12 protein-coding genes are annotated in these 18,324 nt (G+C 37.4%); 6 read left to right on the top strand and 6 right to left on the bottom strand.

Features of this window, described 5'->3' with window-relative positions:
- Positions 1-175 precede the first annotated feature (175 nt).
- On the top strand, positions 176-646 hold the full coding sequence (locus AC3WJF_RS17245; protein ID WP_492454401.1) for a hypothetical protein: 471 nt from the start codon (positions 176-178) through the stop codon (positions 644-646).
- A gap of 123 nt (positions 647-769) precedes the next feature.
- Here AC3WJF_RS17245 and AC3WJF_RS17240 read toward each other — a convergent pair whose 3' ends face one another.
- Together AC3WJF_RS17240 and AC3WJF_RS17235 are read right to left on the bottom strand one after the other, a co-directional pair.
- Entirely contained in the window at positions 770-2,209 is a 1,440-nt protein-coding gene (locus AC3WJF_RS17240; protein ID WP_492454399.1) for an amino acid permease, read from the bottom strand.
- Between the two features lie 48 nt (positions 2,210-2,257).
- Positions 2,258-3,343 carry an aromatic ring-hydroxylating oxygenase subunit alpha gene (locus tag AC3WJF_RS17235; protein ID WP_492454436.1) on the bottom strand — a complete coding sequence of 362 codons (1,086 nt, stop codon included), beginning with the start codon at positions 3,341-3,343 and terminating at the stop codon, positions 2,258-2,260.
- A 144-nt stretch (positions 3,344-3,487) separates the two neighbouring features.
- Between AC3WJF_RS17235 and dsdA the strand changes: the two genes are divergently transcribed.
- From dsdA to AC3WJF_RS17215, 4 genes are all read left to right on the top strand, one after another.
- On the top strand, positions 3,488-4,819 hold the full coding sequence (gene dsdA, locus AC3WJF_RS17230) for a D-serine ammonia-lyase (protein ID WP_492454398.1): 1,332 nt from the start codon (positions 3,488-3,490) through the stop codon (positions 4,817-4,819).
- 118 nt (positions 4,820-4,937) lie between these two features.
- Positions 4,938-5,759, top strand: coding sequence for a basic amino acid ABC transporter substrate-binding protein (locus tag AC3WJF_RS17225; RefSeq protein ID WP_492454396.1), 822 nt, complete (start codon positions 4,938-4,940; stop codon positions 5,757-5,759).
- A 91-nt stretch (positions 5,760-5,850) separates the two neighbouring features.
- The gene (locus AC3WJF_RS17220) at positions 5,851-6,507 is read left to right on the top strand and encodes an amino acid ABC transporter permease (RefSeq protein WP_492454394.1); all 657 of its coding nucleotides are present in this window, start codon (positions 5,851-5,853) and stop codon (positions 6,505-6,507) included.
- On the top strand, positions 6,504-7,226 hold the full coding sequence (locus tag AC3WJF_RS17215; protein ID WP_492454392.1) for an amino acid ABC transporter ATP-binding protein: 723 nt from the start codon (positions 6,504-6,506) through the stop codon (positions 7,224-7,226). The genes AC3WJF_RS17220 and AC3WJF_RS17215 overlap by 4 nt, the downstream gene beginning before the upstream one ends.
- Before the next feature lie 305 nt (positions 7,227-7,531).
- Here AC3WJF_RS17215 and AC3WJF_RS17210 read toward each other — a convergent pair whose 3' ends face one another.
- From AC3WJF_RS17210 to AC3WJF_RS17195, 4 genes are read right to left on the bottom strand one after another with little or no spacing between them, the layout of a single operon-like run.
- Positions 7,532-8,389 (bottom strand): hypothetical protein, encoded by an 858-nt coding sequence (locus AC3WJF_RS17210; protein WP_492454390.1) that lies wholly within the window; start codon positions 8,387-8,389, stop codon positions 7,532-7,534.
- A gap of 17 nt (positions 8,390-8,406) precedes the next feature.
- A complete protein-coding gene (locus AC3WJF_RS17205) occupies positions 8,407-9,333 on the bottom strand; it encodes a TIGR03943 family putative permease subunit (protein ID WP_492454388.1) in 927 nt (308 codons plus the stop codon).
- A 24-nt stretch (positions 9,334-9,357) separates the two neighbouring features.
- On the bottom strand, positions 9,358-10,383 hold the full coding sequence (locus AC3WJF_RS17200) for a permease (protein WP_492454386.1): 1,026 nt from the start codon (positions 10,381-10,383) through the stop codon (positions 9,358-9,360).
- Between the two features lie 18 nt (positions 10,384-10,401).
- Complete coding sequence (locus tag AC3WJF_RS17195) at positions 10,402-11,631, bottom strand: HupE/UreJ family protein (protein ID WP_492454385.1); 1,230 nt, start codon at positions 11,629-11,631, stop codon at positions 10,402-10,404.
- Positions 11,632-11,878: 247 nt separating this feature from the next.
- On the opposite strand from AC3WJF_RS17195, the gene AC3WJF_RS17190 reads away from it, so the two are divergent.
- Positions 11,879-18,324, top strand: a 6,446-nt coding sequence (locus AC3WJF_RS17190; RefSeq protein WP_492454383.1) for a DUF4350 domain-containing protein, incomplete at its 3' end; no start/stop codon positions are given.

The raw sequence follows: 18,324 nt of genomic DNA, 5'->3' as shown, positions 1-18,324 counted from the left end.
CATCAGGATGTTATACATTATGGAAATAAAATATAAAAGTGTAATTGGTGTCAGGCACCACGGATGCCAGACATCAATTGTTATTTAAATGCAAGTTTGCTATATTATCTTTAGATAATCTCCAAAGAATTCCCCTCAGGACCCATCAAAAGGAATTTAGTTTAAGGAGTTATAGATGATGAGCAAATTAGAAGACCTACAAGTCGAACTAGCCAATTTAAAAGAAAAAAACCACAAGTATTTCGAAGACAATATCCTTCCTGGATTGAAATTAAAGGTGCAAGAGTTTTTAGATGCCTTTGAAGACTATTTCAGAGATAGAGGATTTGTGGTTAAAAAGGATCAAAATACCATACGTGTTGCATATGATTCCCTTGAATTTTCAGCGTTCGTAAACGAACAAAATGATATTTTTATTATGAATGAAAGAGAGCAAATTGCATCTATTTCAGTAAAATATAAAAAAACGAGAATGAGCATACATCTTGTACCACAAGATCCAATCGGCCAGGTTTCTATGGAAATAAAAAAACAGCAAGACATTATGACAGATTTTGAAAATCCACATTTTTATTACACTGGCAGCGAATTTGGTTATCAGTACGAAACCCCAGTCTCTGTGCTTGAAAGTATTTTTCATGTATAAAAGCTAATTTAGATGAAATGATCAATTTGAAAATCTGTAAAAACATAAACAGAAGCAACATCATGTAAGTTGAACTGTAAACTTATAATAACTAAGAAAAAACCGCTGATTTAAATTCGTAAATCAGCGGTTTTTCTTACTATATATCTTCCTTCGAAATCGGATTCGGTTCCATATCTGAATGATTATGTCTCTTCTCATAAATACAAAGTAATAATATAAATAACAAATGATAACAAACCCAAACCCCCAGTAAAGGGAAGTTCGCTGTGTTGGATCAAATGCGGTGAAAACAAAGATAGCTAGGCACATAACAATGCAGAGGATAGGGAGAAACGGGTAAAGCCTCACCCGAAATTTTAAATCCTCCATTTTTCCTCCATCTTTCACAAATTTCCCCCGGAACCGTATTTGGGCAACAGCAATTGCAAGCCATGTCAGTGTTCCGCCAATTCCGCTTATAGCTAGTAAGACGACAAACAAGGTATTAGCTGCCACGATGCTAGTTAATAAGGAAAGTAATGCAAATCCTAGCGTAATTAATAATGCATATGATGGAATACCACGTTTATTCAGTTTTGCAAAAATAGATGGAGCCATTCCATTTTCGGAAAGGGAGTACAAAATTCTGGTACATGCAAATAATCCAGTATTTCCTACTGAAAGGATAGCGGTTAATATGACAAAATTCATGATATCTGCAGCATAGGGAATCCCAATCATATCGAATACCGTTACAAATGGGCTTTCCAGTACTCCTGCTTTTTGCCAAGGAACGAGAGCGGATAGAACAAAAATAGCAAGCACGTAGAAAATTAGTACTCGGAATACAATATTGCGAATCGCTTTTGGAATATTCTTCTCCGGCTCCTCTGTTTCCCCCGCAGCAACCCCCATAATCTCGGAGCCTTGGAAGGCGTATATAACGGTCATCATCGAGATAAATACACCCACCATACCAGCAGGAAATAATCCATCCCCAATAAAATTAGAAAGATAAGGAACTTCATGACTGTGCATTGGCACAATCCCGATAATCGCTCCTAGGCCAATGATAATGAAGAGAATGACAGTAAGCACTTTGATGCCGGCAAACCAATATTCTGTTTCTGCAAAGCTCCTTGTAGTAAGGGAATTGATCGAAAAAAGAATGATAACAAATAATGCACACCAGATCCAAACCGGGGCATCCGGAAACCAGCGTTTCATTAAAACTCCAGCAGCAACAAATTCAAGTCCGACATAAAGAGCCCAGCTTAACCAATATATCCACCCGACGACAAAGCCTGTTGCAGGACCAATAAACCGTGTTGCGTGTGCTTGAAAGGATCCAGAAACAGGCATCACAACTGATAATTCGCCAAGACATATCATTGCTAAATACATTAGAAGTCCACCAACTAAATATGCCAATATAGCACCAGCAGGACCTGCCTCGCCAATGGCATAGCCAGATCCTAAAAATAATCCTGTACCGATAATGCCACCTAAGGACATCATGAATAAATGTCTGCTCTTCATTGTTCGTTTCAATGTTGAGTGTTTTTCATTGTCCATATCCAATCACCTATCTTCCAAAAGTATTTTCGCAAAGGAAGCGCTTACAAAAAATTACTCCGTAATGGAACTTTCTTCTGGTAAAGGTAAAACCTTTTCTAAATCACGCTGTAATAGCAAGTGAAAATGATGGACTAAATTTTCGGTAAGAGAAAATCTGCCTTGTGAATAAGCTCCGGTATCGATTCCCCTTTGAACGGTTTCACAAATGTCTAAATCCTCTTTTCGGACTAATTGATCGATAGCCATTAATTCTTCTTCTTCCTGGGTTACTTCTTCTGTCATAAAAAATGTTGTGTATACATACTTCGTCGTTCTGTGATCAATTGGTACCGATTGATGGATAGAGAGATTTGCGGGTCCAGGATCAAATGAGAACCAAGTATTTGGATAAAGCCAATAATATCGTCCGCCCTGCCCTAAAGGAAAATCACTATTCCATCCTTTAAGTGGGGTACTTTGATAGGAATAGTACTCATGCAACATATGTTCATATTGATTCATATCCACTTTTGAAACGAGCGCTTTATGGACAATGGAACAATGATCGCACTCTAGATAATTATCAATCCCAATCTTCCAATTTGATTTGCAAACCTTCTCGTTTACACGAACCCTTTTCAAATTTCCAAGATTATTTTCTTTTACATGATGAAATAAATCAGGAAATTGGGTGGCAAGAGGGAGTGCATCTGGATCAAGATTGACAAATATAAAAGATTGGAAGATTTCAAGATTTACCTTTTTTAAACAAAAATCCTTATGATCAAAGTTTTCTACTCCTGCCATATTAGGAGCTTTATTTAAAGAACCATCTAAATGATAGGACCAAGCATGATAAGGGCAAACGAGCAGCGGTTTGTTTCCTTCCCCCTCCACAAGCTTAGAGGCACGATGGGAGCAAACATTATAAAAGGCTCGAACTTCTCCATCCTGTCCACAAATGACGATGATTGGCCTGTCAGCAACTTCGGTCGCAATATAATCTCCAGACTTGGTAAATTGGCTAATATGCCCGACATATTGCCATGTTTTGCTAAATATCTCCTTTTTTTCTGTTTCTAAAACATCGGAATCTGTATAGAGCCAGGATGGTAGAGTATGAGCCTCACTTAACTTTTCACTAACTCGCTGCGTCATTTTTTTCAAACCTGTAACCTCCTTTAATGAAATTAGAAAATCACTACGATTATATGAGCTGGAAAATAGAAAAAGACATATGAAGACGAGTAATTTTTCAATAGTACTTTATAATAATATTAGGATAAAAAGGGAGGAATAAGCATGTCTTCAAAACTATTAGAAGGTAAAAGTATTCAAGAATGGATGGAAGATTATCCGCTATTGCATAATCTTATAAAAATGCATGAAGTATTCTGGATAAATCCAACATATGGGGAGAAAAATAGATCGGACTTGTCAGTTGAAGATATTTTGAAAGCAGAGGAGCGCCTACAACGATTTGCCCCCTATATCGAATCAGTTTTTCCTGAAACAGCAAAAACAAGCGGAATTATTGAATCACCACTCGTGGAAATTAAAAAGATGAAAAAATCCATGGAACAAGCATATCAGGTGGATATAAGCGGCAAGTTGCTATTAAAGTGTGATAATGATTTGCCTATTTCAGGTTCAATTAAAGCCCGCGGAGGTATTTACGAAGTGCTGAAGCATGCAGAGGACCTCGCTATCAAACATGGTCTTTTAAGAACATCTGATTCCTATACAGCATTCGCTTCTCTTGAATTTAAGCAATTATTTTCAAAGCATAGAATCGCAGTTGGTTCTACTGGTAATTTAGGCTTAAGCATCGGAATCATGAGTGCATGTTTAGGTTTTGAAGTCGCGGTACATATGTCTGCCGATGCAAAACAGTGGAAAAAGGATCTTTTACGGAGTAAAGGGGTAAACGTAATCGAATATCAATCTGACTATAGCAAAGCGGTCGAAGAAGGCCGGAAACAGGCGGAGTCAGATCCGAATTGTTATTTTATCGATGATGAGAATTCACAAGATTTATTTTTGGGATATTCTGTAGCAGCAACGCGCTTAAAAAAGCAACTGCAGGAAATGAACATTACTGTAGATAAGGAGCATCCTTTGTTTGTTTATCTTCCTTGTGGTGTTGGAGGCGGACCAGGTGGTATTACATTTGGTTTGAAGATGGAATTTGGGGAACATGTACATTGTTTTTTCGCAGAGCCCACGCATTCTCCTTGCTTTCTCATCGGACAAATGACAGGACTTCAAGATAAAGTATCTGTTTTCGATTTCGGACTTGATAATCGAACAGATGCAGATGGACTGGCAGTTGGCAGACCGTCAAGTTTCGTTGGGAAGACAATCGGCGATATGTTGAGTGGATGTTATACCATCCAAGATCAAAGGCTTTATAAATTTCTTCACGAGCTAGCTGACCAGGAAGGTATTTATCTTGAGCCATCTGCTCTTGCGGGATTTTTCGGTCCAATTCAATTATTGACTCTATCAAAAAGTAGTCGTTATATATCAGAGGAAAATATGGATAATGCAACCCATCTTGTCTGGGCAACAGGTGGAAGTATGGTCCCAGCGGAAATGATGAAGGAATATTATCGGCGAGGAGCTCAAGCATAAATGTCGAATTCTCTTATATCTCCAAGAAATAACTAGAATTATTGCGAACGTTCCCTCTTCTAATCTATTTATTTTTTTAATATAGATGAATATGGAATAGATTACTAGGGGGAGGATTATGAAGAATAAAGGGTTAAAAGTGTTTCTTTCTTCTTTGGCAATTGGTTTATTACTTCTTGTCTCGGCATGTGGGACAAGTGAGAAACCTACTTCAGGCTCCAATGAAGGGACACAACACAAGAAATTAAGGATTGTAACAGATGCTTCCTATGCACCAATGGAATCATTGGACGGTGATAAGATTGTTGGTTTTGATGCGGATATCTTAGATGCGGTCATGAAGGCGGCAGGATATGACTACGAACTAGAGAATATAGGATGGGACCCGATATTTGTAGAAATTCCAGGGAAAACTGCAGATGCGGCAATTTCTTCAATTACCATCAATAAAAAACGGTTAAAGACATATGATTTCTCCCTCCCATACTTTGAATCTATTAATAAAATTCTCGTACCGAAGGACAGTCCGATTCAAAGTGGAGCCGATTTAAAAGGAAAAACAATAGCCGTTCAAAACGGGACAACCGGACAAGAAATTGCGGAAAAAATTCTAGGTAAAGATCTTCAGCATATAAAAAAGTTTGAAAGCAATGTTCTAGCAATTATGGAGTTGTTAAAAGGAGGTGCAGATGCGGTTGTAGCCGATAACGCTGTTGTAGAAGAATATGCGAAAAACAACCCAGGCAAAAATTTGAAAGTAATCACAGACACATCTTTTCCATCCGAATTTTATGGCATTATGTTACCTAAGGGCAGCAAGTTAAAAACGGATCTTGATAAGGCTATAAAGCAAATTGTAGACGATGGGACATATGCGAAAATTTATAAAAATACGTTCGGTACCGAGCCTAATATTGACGTACTAAAAAAACAATTTTAAGCAACATGAATTGCGTAACAGTAGAAAGAATGTTACGCAATTTTTATTTTCGTAACTCCCAATACCTAGCCTTTAGAAAAGGGGATGGATCATGGATTTTAACTTTAAGCTCGTAATAGACTATATGCCTTACTTTTTGCGTGGAACACTTGTCACTATAGAGATTTCTATTTTAGGGATAATTTTTGGAACGATTATTGGTTTATTTATAAGCATAGGAAAAATGTCAAAGAATCGTATTCTCCGTTTCCCGTTTGTTTGGTACATTAATTTTTTTAGGGGGACACCTTTAGTTGTCCAGATTCTTCTTGTGCACTTTGCCGTAATTCCTACAGTTACCGGAAAGACGAATGCCTTTTTGGCTATTGTAACAGCTCTTTCCATAAATGCTGCAGCATATATTTCTGAAATTTTTAGAGCAGGAATACAATCAATTGATCGCGGGCAAATGGAAGCAGCAAGATCATTAGGGATGACACATGTACAAGCAATGAGACTTGTAATTTTACCTCAAGCTGTTAAACGGATGATTCCACCGCTAGGAAACGAGTTTGTTGTGCTAATAAAGGATTCTTCGCTTGGTGCTTTCATTGCGGCACCTGAATTAATGTATTGGGGACGTGCAATGCAAGGAGAATATTATCGTGCCTGGGAGCCATATCTGACAGTCGCCGTTATCTATTTTATCTTAACCCTCACCGTCACCTATATTTTGAATTTTATTGAAAGAAAGGTGAGCACAGAATGATTAAAGTAGATCATCTCAAGAAAACATTTGGCAATAATGAAGTCCTTAAAGAAATTAATGTTGAAGTAAAGCCCCAAGAAGTAGTAGTTGTTATCGGTCCTTCAGGATCAGGGAAATCAACCTTTTTAAGATGCCTCAATTTACTAGAAATGATAACAGATGGCCGTGTGTACATTGAAGGACTGGACATAACTGATCCTAAAACGAATATTAATGAAATTCGGACTGAAGTCGGGATGGTGTTCCAGCAATTTAATTTATTTCCTCATAAAAGTGTGATTGAAAATATTATGATGGCTCCTATCCATGTTAGGAAATTGGACAAAGAAAAGGCTCTCCAAAAAGGGTTAGAACTACTGAGAAAAGTGGGACTTTCAGATAAAGCGGATGCATATCCTGATTCCTTGTCAGGAGGTCAGAAACAACGAGTAGCGATTGCCCGGGCATTAGCAATGGAACCGAAAATCATGCTCTTTGATGAACCGACCTCTGCGCTGGATCCGGAAATGGTCGGAGAAGTGCTGGAGGTCATGAAGCAGCTTGCCAAAGAAGGCATGACCATGGTGATTGTGACACATGAAATGGGCTTTGCCCGCGAGGTAGGTGATCGCGTGTTATTCATGGACGGCGGTTTTATTGTGGAAGAAAATACTCCATCTGAATTGTTTGACCATCCGAAACATGAAAGAACGAAGGCGTTTTTGAGTAAAGTGTTATGATGAAGTAAAAAGGAAAAATAAAAACAGTATTTGATAAGTAGTTGTGTTTTAGTGGAGAAATTTTCAAGGGGAAAGTTCTGTTAAATCAATATTGTAGATGGCTAAAACTGCCTCCATGGTATATGTTCTACATTATTCATTCGAATAAAAACCATTCACATAAATTCCCCTTTGATAGATTAAAATATAATCTACCTAAGGGGAATATTTACAGAGCTTCTATCAATAAAAATCTAATTCTGTGCCATTCTCGACCATTATGGTGGTTCGATTATCAGCTTCGTTTTAGGATACTTGCCAAAAGCCTATTCTACAATAAATTCCCCTTTATAATTCCCTGGAGATATAACAAACTGATATTTTCCTTTAATAGGATTGTCTAGAAGAATAATATTTTCTCCATTTTTTAAAGGAACATCAAGGTGTAAGTCGTTAGAAATCAAGCGGGTTTGTTCCCCTTTTTTTAGATCTACTTTAATAATAGCTTTCAACATCGTTTTTGCTTTCAATGTTGTTGTTTTCGGATCTAGACCAGAAGGCGTAACATGAATGGTACCAACTTGAAGGTCATTCCCCTCATCCAAAACGACCGCTGCTTTTTGTGGTTGTCCGATCATCCCAACATGTAAATGCTTTACGTTCAGTAAAATAATAGCGAGCAGAACGATTAAACCGGAAACAAGCATAGCAGAAGAAGTATAAGCTGTTTTTTTTATTTGCTTAACAGAAATTTTTCTTCCAGTCTGCTTAGCTACTGTTTTATCCAAAATCGTTAAAAGAAGATAGATAAATAGAATAAACACTATATCAATAACAAAGAATGAAGTAGTAGTAATAAATGTGATATATCCTAATACAGAGCCTAAAGCTGCTCCAATGAATCCGGTTAGAATTTGATTAAGTCCATGTACTTTATTAAGTGCACCACCAACAAGGATCCCAGTAATAATTGCGTAAATTATGCTAAGGGTAATAGCGAAAGTTACCCAATCTCCTAATGTTTGCATGAATAAAAAGCCCATTGTTCCATTGAAAACTCCAACGAGAACAGGAGCAGTCCAGTGAATCGGAGTTTTCATTTTCTGTTTACTACGATGAAAATGGATTATACTATAGCCCGTCACCAATAGAATGAAAAAAATACTGCCTAATTTCAATAACATGTGATCATCCCTTTCATCTACAACTTAGAAGCAAAATCCCAATCAGGATAAACGTAAGGAACTTTCGGAGCATGAGCCGGTTCTGAGTTTGTTACATCAATTTTGATGACAGTCTGCCCATTCACTACCGTTTTACTTATTTTCCCGGAAATCGTTACCCATGAATCATTGGCAAATTGGGCAGCATTATTAGATTCAGCTACGATCCCAAATGGTGAAATATCTGCGATACAATGGGTCATTCCCATTCTTGCAATGATAAATTGATCGCTTGGTAATCCGGCTTCCCGGTATATGAAACCTTTTATTTTTATTTCTTTATCTTGGAAATTATCGACAAATGTATTCATGGATTGCAATTTTTCGATAAACCATTTATCCTTCATTTCAATTACGTTTTCCTTATATAATTTCATTCCTAGCTTTGCATACCCTTGGTCATAGACATTTGTTTTAAACAGTTTCTTAAGCGCAGGATCTTCATTCCCGTCTAATTGGACTGCAGCTCCTTTCGAGTTGCTATAAGCAGCTAATCCGCCTAAATTCATTCCTCTATTGTTTACTAATGAACTGGCGAGGGTTTGATTTGGGATGAATGCGAGAAGAATCGGTAATAAGAATAAACTATAGATAAAAGTATTGATTAATTTTGATTTATTCTCTTCAGAATGATGGTGCCCGAAAACACTCCCATGATCATGATCGTGACCACACTCACAAAGGATAACAGGCTTCTTCAAAGATAAAATAGCAATATACAATTGAAAAGCTGCAACAATGAAGAGAATGAAATCGGCAATTCCTATATATATAACTATCTGGGGAACGACGTATTGAAGAATGTCCCCTGAAATGGATAATTGAAAGATATAGATCGCAAGCCCAAGAAGAAGGATTGCTCGGATAAAGTGATGTACAGTATTAGAACTAATTCGTTTTTTCAATCCAATCCCCAACCTTACGTGTTTTTAAATGATTAATGGCAGAACAAGAGAGCCCACAAATACAAAGATAAAAACAAGAACACATAGTAAAATAACAAATCTCGTCTTAAACACGGCAAGCATCATAAGAAGCCCTTTTAAGTTAATCATGGGACCAAAAACCATAAAGGCAACTAGTGATCCTTTTGAAAAAGTAGTTTGCAGTGATTGAGCAACAAAAGCATCCGATGTGGAACATAGGGATAGAATAAATCCAAGGCCCATCATCACCAAATTAGCTTTCTCCCCACTATTTCCTACCTCTATTAAACTGCTTTGTGAAACAAACACTTGAAGCAGCGACACAATAATAGAACCAAGTAATAGATATTTTCCCATATCAAAAAACTCACTTACCGCATGACCCATTACCTCTACTACCTTATCCTTCACCCGTTTTGGTGAATGATTTTCATGGTGATGATGTTCATGTGTATGGGTTAATTCCTCACGTAATTGGTTTGACTTGACAAATTGATAGACGATTAAACCGACAACCAAAGCTACAGCAAAGGCTAAGCCCATTCGTGTATAAGCTACAACTGGCTGGTTTCGAAAGGCAGTAATCGTTGATAGAAAAACAACTGGATTTAAAATCGGTCCAACTAATATAAACGTTGTGGCGACGTATAAAGGCATTCCCTTTTTGATCAGCTTTCGGATAGCTGGTACCATCCCGCACTCACAAATTGGAAATATAATCCCTAATACACTAGCTGTCATTATCCCCAAAACTGGATTTTTCGGAATGAATTTCTTAATCATTTGCTCCGAAACAAACACTTGGAGTATTGCCGAGACAAAAACACCGATTAGAATAAAGGGCATCGCTTCGATGATAATACTGATGAACATCATCTTAAATAAGTGTAATTTCGGATTATTGATAATCGTTTCGAGACGATTAGTAGAAATAATATATAAAATGATGATGAACAGTAAGCTTAAGAGAATCAGATAATGCTTGTTTGATTTGATAGGAGAGCTTTTCTCGATAGCTGTCTTTTGCAAAAAGTTCCACTCCTTCTATTAAATAAATACTCTCTCGATCAACCAAATTCCACCTAATAGAAAAGCGATTGTAGAAATGGTTATAACTGCGTATTTTGAATGCCTCCAGCGGTATAAAAGAGTGATCAATGGTAACAGCAAAATGACGATAAATAGCTGAATTATTTCAATACCAATATTAAAGCTTGCTAAATCCAAGGCTAGTTGATTTTTCGGAATATCCATTTCTACTAAAAGATCAGCAAAGCCCATTCCGTGAATAAGCCCGAATAAAAATGTGACCACCCATCGATAACTAATCGATTTTCGGAAAATATTTTCTAACGCAACATAGCATATACTCAGAGCAATCATAGGCTCGACAATACTAGGCGGAACATGAATCCAACCTAATACTGTTAAGGTTAACGTGATACTATGGGCAATCGTAAACGCAGTAATAACGGTTGCATATTGTTTAAATGTTTGTCTTGCAATAAGAAGTGAAAGTAGAAATAGCAAATGGTCATACCCTGTTAAAATATGGTTCATTCCAAGCTTTAAAAAGGTAAGCCATCCGGATGTTGAAACAGCAGGTTTTTCGGACTGCTTATTGCTTTCTACTTGTTTATTTAATGATTCGGTTGGAGCTGCTTGTGACTTGCTGTCTGATGATAACAAACCAGCATATTCATTTTCACTAAGCATCATCGACCAAGTACGGTCATTTCCTGAAAGGGCTGATGTACTATTATGATCACCGTAATTGACTTTGACTAAGTCAACGTAGTTCGTATTGCTATCATTCTTGTATAAGTTGTCCGTTAAGGAGATGGACTGACCAGGTGTTAGTGCAGGAAAATCAACAACTATTTGAAGTTGTGTCGCTTCTCCCTTTCGATCGAAATTCCATTCCACCTGTTTGGACCATTCTTGAGGCTTTCCATCTATTTTTAAAATCATATGTTTCTTTAAAATAACTTCGATTTTACTTTTAACCGCTTCGAATTCATTTTGATCTAGCATTCCATTATGATCTTGATCCCCATTGGTTAACTCCATAACCGATAATTCGTCTAGCACATAAGTCATTTTTGTTTGAGATTTTGTAAGATCTAAAGTGGTGTAGCTTGCACTATATGCATGTGCCTGTGCAGTTTGTAGATGTGAAAAAAATAGAAAAAAAGGAATCGTGAAGATGAGCAGCATTCGACATTTTGTGTTAGAAAACAACAGATTTCTTTTTCGTGTTGAAAAGAATTTATTCATATAATCCCCCATGAAATATGCATTAATAATTTATGAAAGCACGATAACTATAACATAAGAATAGTAAATGTTTCATTAATATTTTGTAAAATAAAAATTTTTGTGTAGACTTATTGATTTATCCATAATAAAGTTTAATAGCAATACTTATTAACTTACTAGAAGGGTGGAAAAAAAAGGGGGAAAATGTCGATTTATAGCTTAAAAAATATTAAAGTATTTTTTATTAATGGGGGGAAATTTAACAGTGCACAAATTGTTTAGGAAGAACAAAAAGTGGATCAGCATTATCATGTTAGCAATGATGATGATTTCTATCTTGATACCACAAAATGCAATGGCAAGTAGTGATCCTGTTACGTTGGCGAAATGGGATTTTAGTGACGCGAACAATAAACTAAAAGCAACTTCCGGATTACCTGAAAATTTAGACAAGTTATTATCAGCTACAGGTGCGACAATTGGTACATCTTATGTTGCTGGACCTTCAGGTAACACGGTTCCCAATGCTACTACTTGGACAAACAGTCCATCCTATTGGGAAGTATCATTATCTACAAAAGGCTATCAAAATATTTCTTTAGCCTCAAAGCAGTATGGTTCTTCAACCGGTCCTAGAGATTTTAAACTTCAATATAGTTTGGATCGCGGTAATTGGACAGACATTCCAAATGGAACTGTAACACTTACAACTGTTAATACTTGGGTAACAGCCAATGTTTCGTTACCGAGTGCAGCAGATGATAAAGATATTATTTATGTAAGATGGCTAAAAAACTCAGATACTTCTATAGGTGGTAGTACAGTCGCCTCTGGTGGTACTAACCGTATCGCCGACATCGAATTCAAAGGCTCTTCAATCGGAGATACACCAGACCTTGAAAAATCAGCTTCACCAGATGCTGAAAAAATTACTTATAATACTTATTCAGCTGTCAAAGGTGCTGCAGGTGCAGTTGCAAGCAAGGCTAAAGTTAACCTTTATTATGATGACAACAAATTAGCGGGATCTACAACAGCGGATGCAGATGGTTCATTTACTGTAAATATTTCAAGCCCGCAATCGAAATCAGTTATTTATGTTACGGCTACAGAAGATGGGAAAAATCCTAGCGACAAAGTTGCTGTAGCTTACTCAGGTATTGTTATTCCAAAAACAGCGACACCAATTGCTTCAAAGATTAGCTATACTTCTTATACGAATGTAAAAGGTGCAGCTGGGGCAGTAACAAATAATGCAACAGTGAAACTTTATTTTGACGACAATACGGAAGTAGCGACAACAAATGCAGGTTCAGATGGTTCTTTTGACTTATCATTCCTTAATCCGCAATCCAAAACAGTAGTTTATATAATTGCACAGGAAGCAGAGAAGGATGCTAGTGATAAGGTTGCGATAAACTACACTGGGTCTACCAATCCAAATGGAATTTCACCAGGAGACGTTATGTTTAGTCAGTTATACGTAAACGGTGGAAACAGTGGAGCGTTTTACAAAACAAAGTTTTTCGAGTTGTACAATAAGACTGATAAAGATATTGATTTAAATGGCTGGTCTATTGCTTACAGTGCTGCAGCTACCATGAACTTTGGTGCAGGCACAGCTTTATCAGGTGTTATTAAAGCACATGGATACTTTTTAGTTGCTGGTGCAACAGGAGCGACAGGTGCGGATCTTCCTGTAAAGCCGGATGTTACTACAACATTAAATCCAAGTGGATCTACAGGTGGTGCCATCGTTTTAGCTAAAAAGAAAACAGCGGTTACCGGTGTGGATGATCCCGATGCGATCGATTTATTAGCATTTACGAATGGTACAGCTAGCTTTAAGAATCCATTATATTGGGGAAGCCCGATTTCAGATGCCTCCATTGGTGGGGGAACCATTTTACGTAAGACAGATATCGGTTCCAATCCAAATTCCGCTTATGGAATGGGTAATGGTTGGTTTACGAAAGATCCTTCAAAGGATTTTGTGTTAAATAAACCATCAGGTGGTAACACTCCTGAAGAGATGGTTGTACGCAATTCGAAATTTATGCAATCTCCAGACTCAACGAAAATAACGTTTTCTAACGCGAGTGGAACTGCGACGATAACAGGGAAAACTGGTTCTGTTCCCGCTTCCTCAGTAGTGAAAGCCTATGTTGAGAACGGTGGGAAGCTTACAAGAGTGCAACAAGCTACTGCTGCGGCAGATGGTTCTTTTTCAATAAATGCTCAAGATACTATCGAAGGTAAAGTTGTTTACGTAACATATACGGATTCAACACAGCCTACTGCTCTTGAGAGCCTTTATGCAAGAATCGATGTAGATGGTAATACGAAAACGGTTACATCATTGAGTGAGTTGCGAAAGAATGATGAAAATGGTTTTCCAATCAACTTTGGATATGCAACAACGATAGAAGGGGTTGCAACAACAGATAACACTCCTGATGGAAATGTGAAAACAAACTTCACGCTTCAAGATAATACAGGAGCCATTAAAGTTGTAAATAATACTAACCCATCAACTACTATCCAAGCAGGTACGAAATATCGTATCGATGGACATGTTGTATTTACAGCAGGTTTAACACAGTTTATTCCAACATCCATTGAAGTAGTTGGAATTGACAGTGTACCAGCCCCTGAACAAATTTCGATTGGTTCATTAAATGAATCCAAAGAGAGTAAATTAGTCACGTTCACTGGAAAAGTAACAAACATTCCTTCCAATGGTCCGGACTACGATATTTCTGTTAGTGATGATAACGGAAATCTAGCTATTGTTCGTGTTCAAGGTTCTATAAGTGACATCGAACAAGATGCAAGCTATAGCTTCACTGGTATTGTAAGCCAATATAAAAAAGTAGCTCCATTTACAAGCGGCTATTACCTTTTACCAAGAAACGCTTCTGACATAAAAGGGCAATTAGTATTAACACATACACCGTTGAAAAAAGCGTATATTGGAATCGATGTTGCTTTCAACGCAATAGCAAAAAATGCAGATTCAGTTACGCTTTATTACAAAGGCGAAACGGATTCGTCTTATAAACAAGTATTAATGGAATCTGCAGACGGCAAAAATTATAATGGAAAAATCCTACAAGAAGATGTACCAAAGGATAAATTCTTCTATTATATGGAAGCAATTTCCGTTAACGATAAAAAATCAGTTGGTGATGCTGAAAAGCCAATTTCAGTAGATGTTGTGGAAGATAAAGATGGTCCGGAATTTTCAAATGTATCACCTGAAGACGGAAGTAGTATTGAGTCTAGATACCCAACCATCTCTGTTAAATTGGATGATCCAAATGGAGTGAATCCTGCATTGTCAAGCATTACACTTGATGGTAAGGATTACACGTCAAAAGCAGTTAAAAGCGAAACAGAGATCAAGTTAGTGCTTACAAAAGATGATGAACTATCAGAAGGAGTTCATACTGTAGTTGCAACTGCAGGAGATAAGCTAGGAAATCTTTCTTCGCATACTTGGGAGTTTTCTGTAGCCAAAAGGTTTGTTGGTGGACATCATTACCGAGGAACAACGCATAACCATACAAACATTTCTCATGATGCTGCTGGTTCACCTGAACAAGCGTTAAAAGATGCGAAAAAATATCATTATGACTTCTTTGCTTTTTCCGATCATTCTCACGATATTGATTCCAGCCTTGTAAATAAGGACACTGTGGATCATAAAGGAATGAAAGAACGAACAGGCGGATCTGATTGGCAGTTAACGAAGGATTTAGCGAAGGAATATACAAAAAACGGAGAGTTTGTTGTATTCCCTGCTTTTGAAATGACTTCCACAACATGGGGACATTCGAATGTTTTTGGAACAGATAACTTCATTGATCGTGTGGTTGATGGTGGAGCTTATCAAAAACTGCAAAACTATTATAGTTGGACGTTGACGTATGATGATATTGTTGCACAATTTAATCATCCAAAAATGTCAGCGAATGCTTTTGATAATTTTATTCCTTATGATAAAAACGTAGATAAACTATTTACGATGCTTGAAGTGGGGAATGGATCAGGAAAGTATTCCTATGCAAATGCGGAAGATAAGTTTTATAGTGCACTAGATTTAGGATGGCATGTAGCTCCAACGTATGGTGAGGATAACCATGATGCTACTTGGGGACAAACGAAGAAACGAACTGTTATCGTTGCCTCTGATTTAAGTCAAGATTCCCTTCTTGATGCAATGAAACATATGCGCGTGTATATGAGTGAGGATCCTAATTTTACATTAGATGTATCTGCTAGCGGATTTTATATGGGATCGATTGTAGATACAGATACGCTAGATTTCAATATTTCAGGTAGTGATCCTGTTTCAGAAGACCCGTCAAACCCTGAATATAGTTATATAAAAACACCATCCAATGATAACATTGCAAAGGTTGAGTTAATTACGAATCATGGTAGAGTAATTGATTCCTATGTTCCAAAAGAAGATACTACTTCATTTGAATGGAAACCAAGTTTAACTGTAGCAGGCGGGCAGCAATGGTTTGTTGTAAAAGTAACGCAAAAAGATGGCGATCAAATTTATTCTGCACCAATTTGGTCTCCAGCAAAGGATGTAGCAGTTAACGTAAGTAATGTAAGTACACCAGATGGTGCAATTATCGGTGGTGTTCCAACCACTCTAACGGCTGGAATAAGCAATTTAGGGATTGTCGATATTAAACAAGTAAATGCAAAGTTCTATTATGATAGTATCGATGACAAACACTTAATTGGCGAGGCCGATGTCGTTTCACTTCCAGCAAACACTTCTAGCGATGCAAGTGTGATATGGAACAACCCGGTTTCTGGAAATCACAGCATTATCGTGGTGCTTTCAGCAAATGATGGACATGATCTTGGCGACAATAAATATGAACAAAGCTTTTATATTAAAGAGCCATTAGGCAAAACCATCATGATTGATGGCACACATGGTAATGAAAATACAAAAGGTGATACCGGAACTTACAAAGATAACTTTAAATTGTTCACAACATTAATGAAACAGCAAGGATATTCCATTGTGGAAAATTCAACCACACTTTCTGATGCTGTGTTAAAAGATGTAAGTGTATTATTGATCACGCACCCAGCAAGTGCGTATTCAAAAAATGAAATAGCCGCGATTACTAATTTTGTTCAAAACGGTGGATCACTGTTAATGACCGAAAAGAGTAACTACGGTGGAACAAATCAAAACTTAAATGACATATTGTCCAGTGTTGGTTCAAGCATTCTCGTCAACAATGATGGAGTGTTTGATGAAACAAAAGAAGGGAACTTCTGGAGTACACCATTAACTTCGAATTTCTCTGTAAGAATACATCCAACACCTAATCAAACAACTTTAACTGATTTTGTTCCAACGATTGAGTACTATAGTGGTTCAAGTCTTGCCAAAAATGATGGAGCAGGTAAAAGAGAAGCATTAACAGATAGTAGTACGGTATCCATACTAGCAAGCGGAAATGAATCAACATTCCAAGATACTTCAAGTGTCAAAGCGGATACAGTAAAATATAACGTATGGACTTCAAATGGCACAAAAGGTCCTGCCTTAGAGAACGTAACAGGCGGTTCTAGTATTCCAGTCATTGCTTCAGAGGAGCTTGGAAAAGGGCGAATCATTGTCTCTGGAATGAATATTTTCAATGACAAGCAAATTGATCAAACATTTAGTCCAAAAGGAAATGCGCAATTTGCAGTGAATGCAGTAAATTGGTTAACACATCTTGAGCCAAAAGTGAAATCCATTGGAGCTGCACGTAAATTAGCTGAAGGAACAAATGTTGTAGTGGAAGGAACCGTTACTTCTACGGCATTCTTTGACGCTGTGTATATTCAAGATAGCACTGGCGGAATTATGGCCTTTAACGATGTTCCAGAAGGAAGCCTAAAAGAAGGCGACAAAGTACGAATTTATGGGCATATTAAAGTATTTGAAAACAACTTAGAATTAGAGTTTGGTAGTTTTGATGAAAGTATTGTAAAACTAGGTTCTGGTGCACTAATAGAACCAAAACTCGTAAGTACGAAAGATTCAAATTCAGAAGAAAACCAAGGTTTATTAATTAAGGTAAAAGGGAAAGTAACAGCGATACCAGATGAAACTTCCTATATCATCGACGATGGTTCCGGTGAAACACTCGTATTTACCGACGGTTATATTATCGGAAAAACTGGTGAAATTCCAAGACTTAAAATTGGCGATACACTAGAAGCAGTGGGTCTAGCAGGTAAATATTCTGAAGGAAATCGGATCCGTGTTCGTGATGCAAGGGAATTAATAGGTACAAAAAATGAAGTGGACCCAGTTCTGCCAACAGCACCTAGTGTGAATGAAGTGACGGTGGCCGATAAAGCAATAACAGGTACGGCAGATCCATTGGCAAAAATAATTGCAACAGTGGATGGAACGGAAATCGGTTCCGCAACAGCAGATCAATCAGGTTATTTTGAAATAAAAATAGCAAAACAAAAAGCTGGTACGAAGATTGTAGTGACAGCAACAGATGAAGCAGGTAACGTAAGTCCAGATACAGAAGTAATCGTAAAAGACATCGCACCACCACCAGCACCTGTTGTTAAACCAGTAACGGATGCGGATGTAAAAATAACAGGTTCTACTGAAGCAGAAGCAAAAGTTACTGCAAAGGTAAATGGGAAAGAGATTGGTTCTGC

This window comes from Heyndrickxia sp. FW510-T9, from assembly GCF_058781025.1.
The sequence above is the reverse complement of the archived record's forward strand: the minus strand, read 5'-3'. Positions and strand labels throughout refer to the sequence as shown.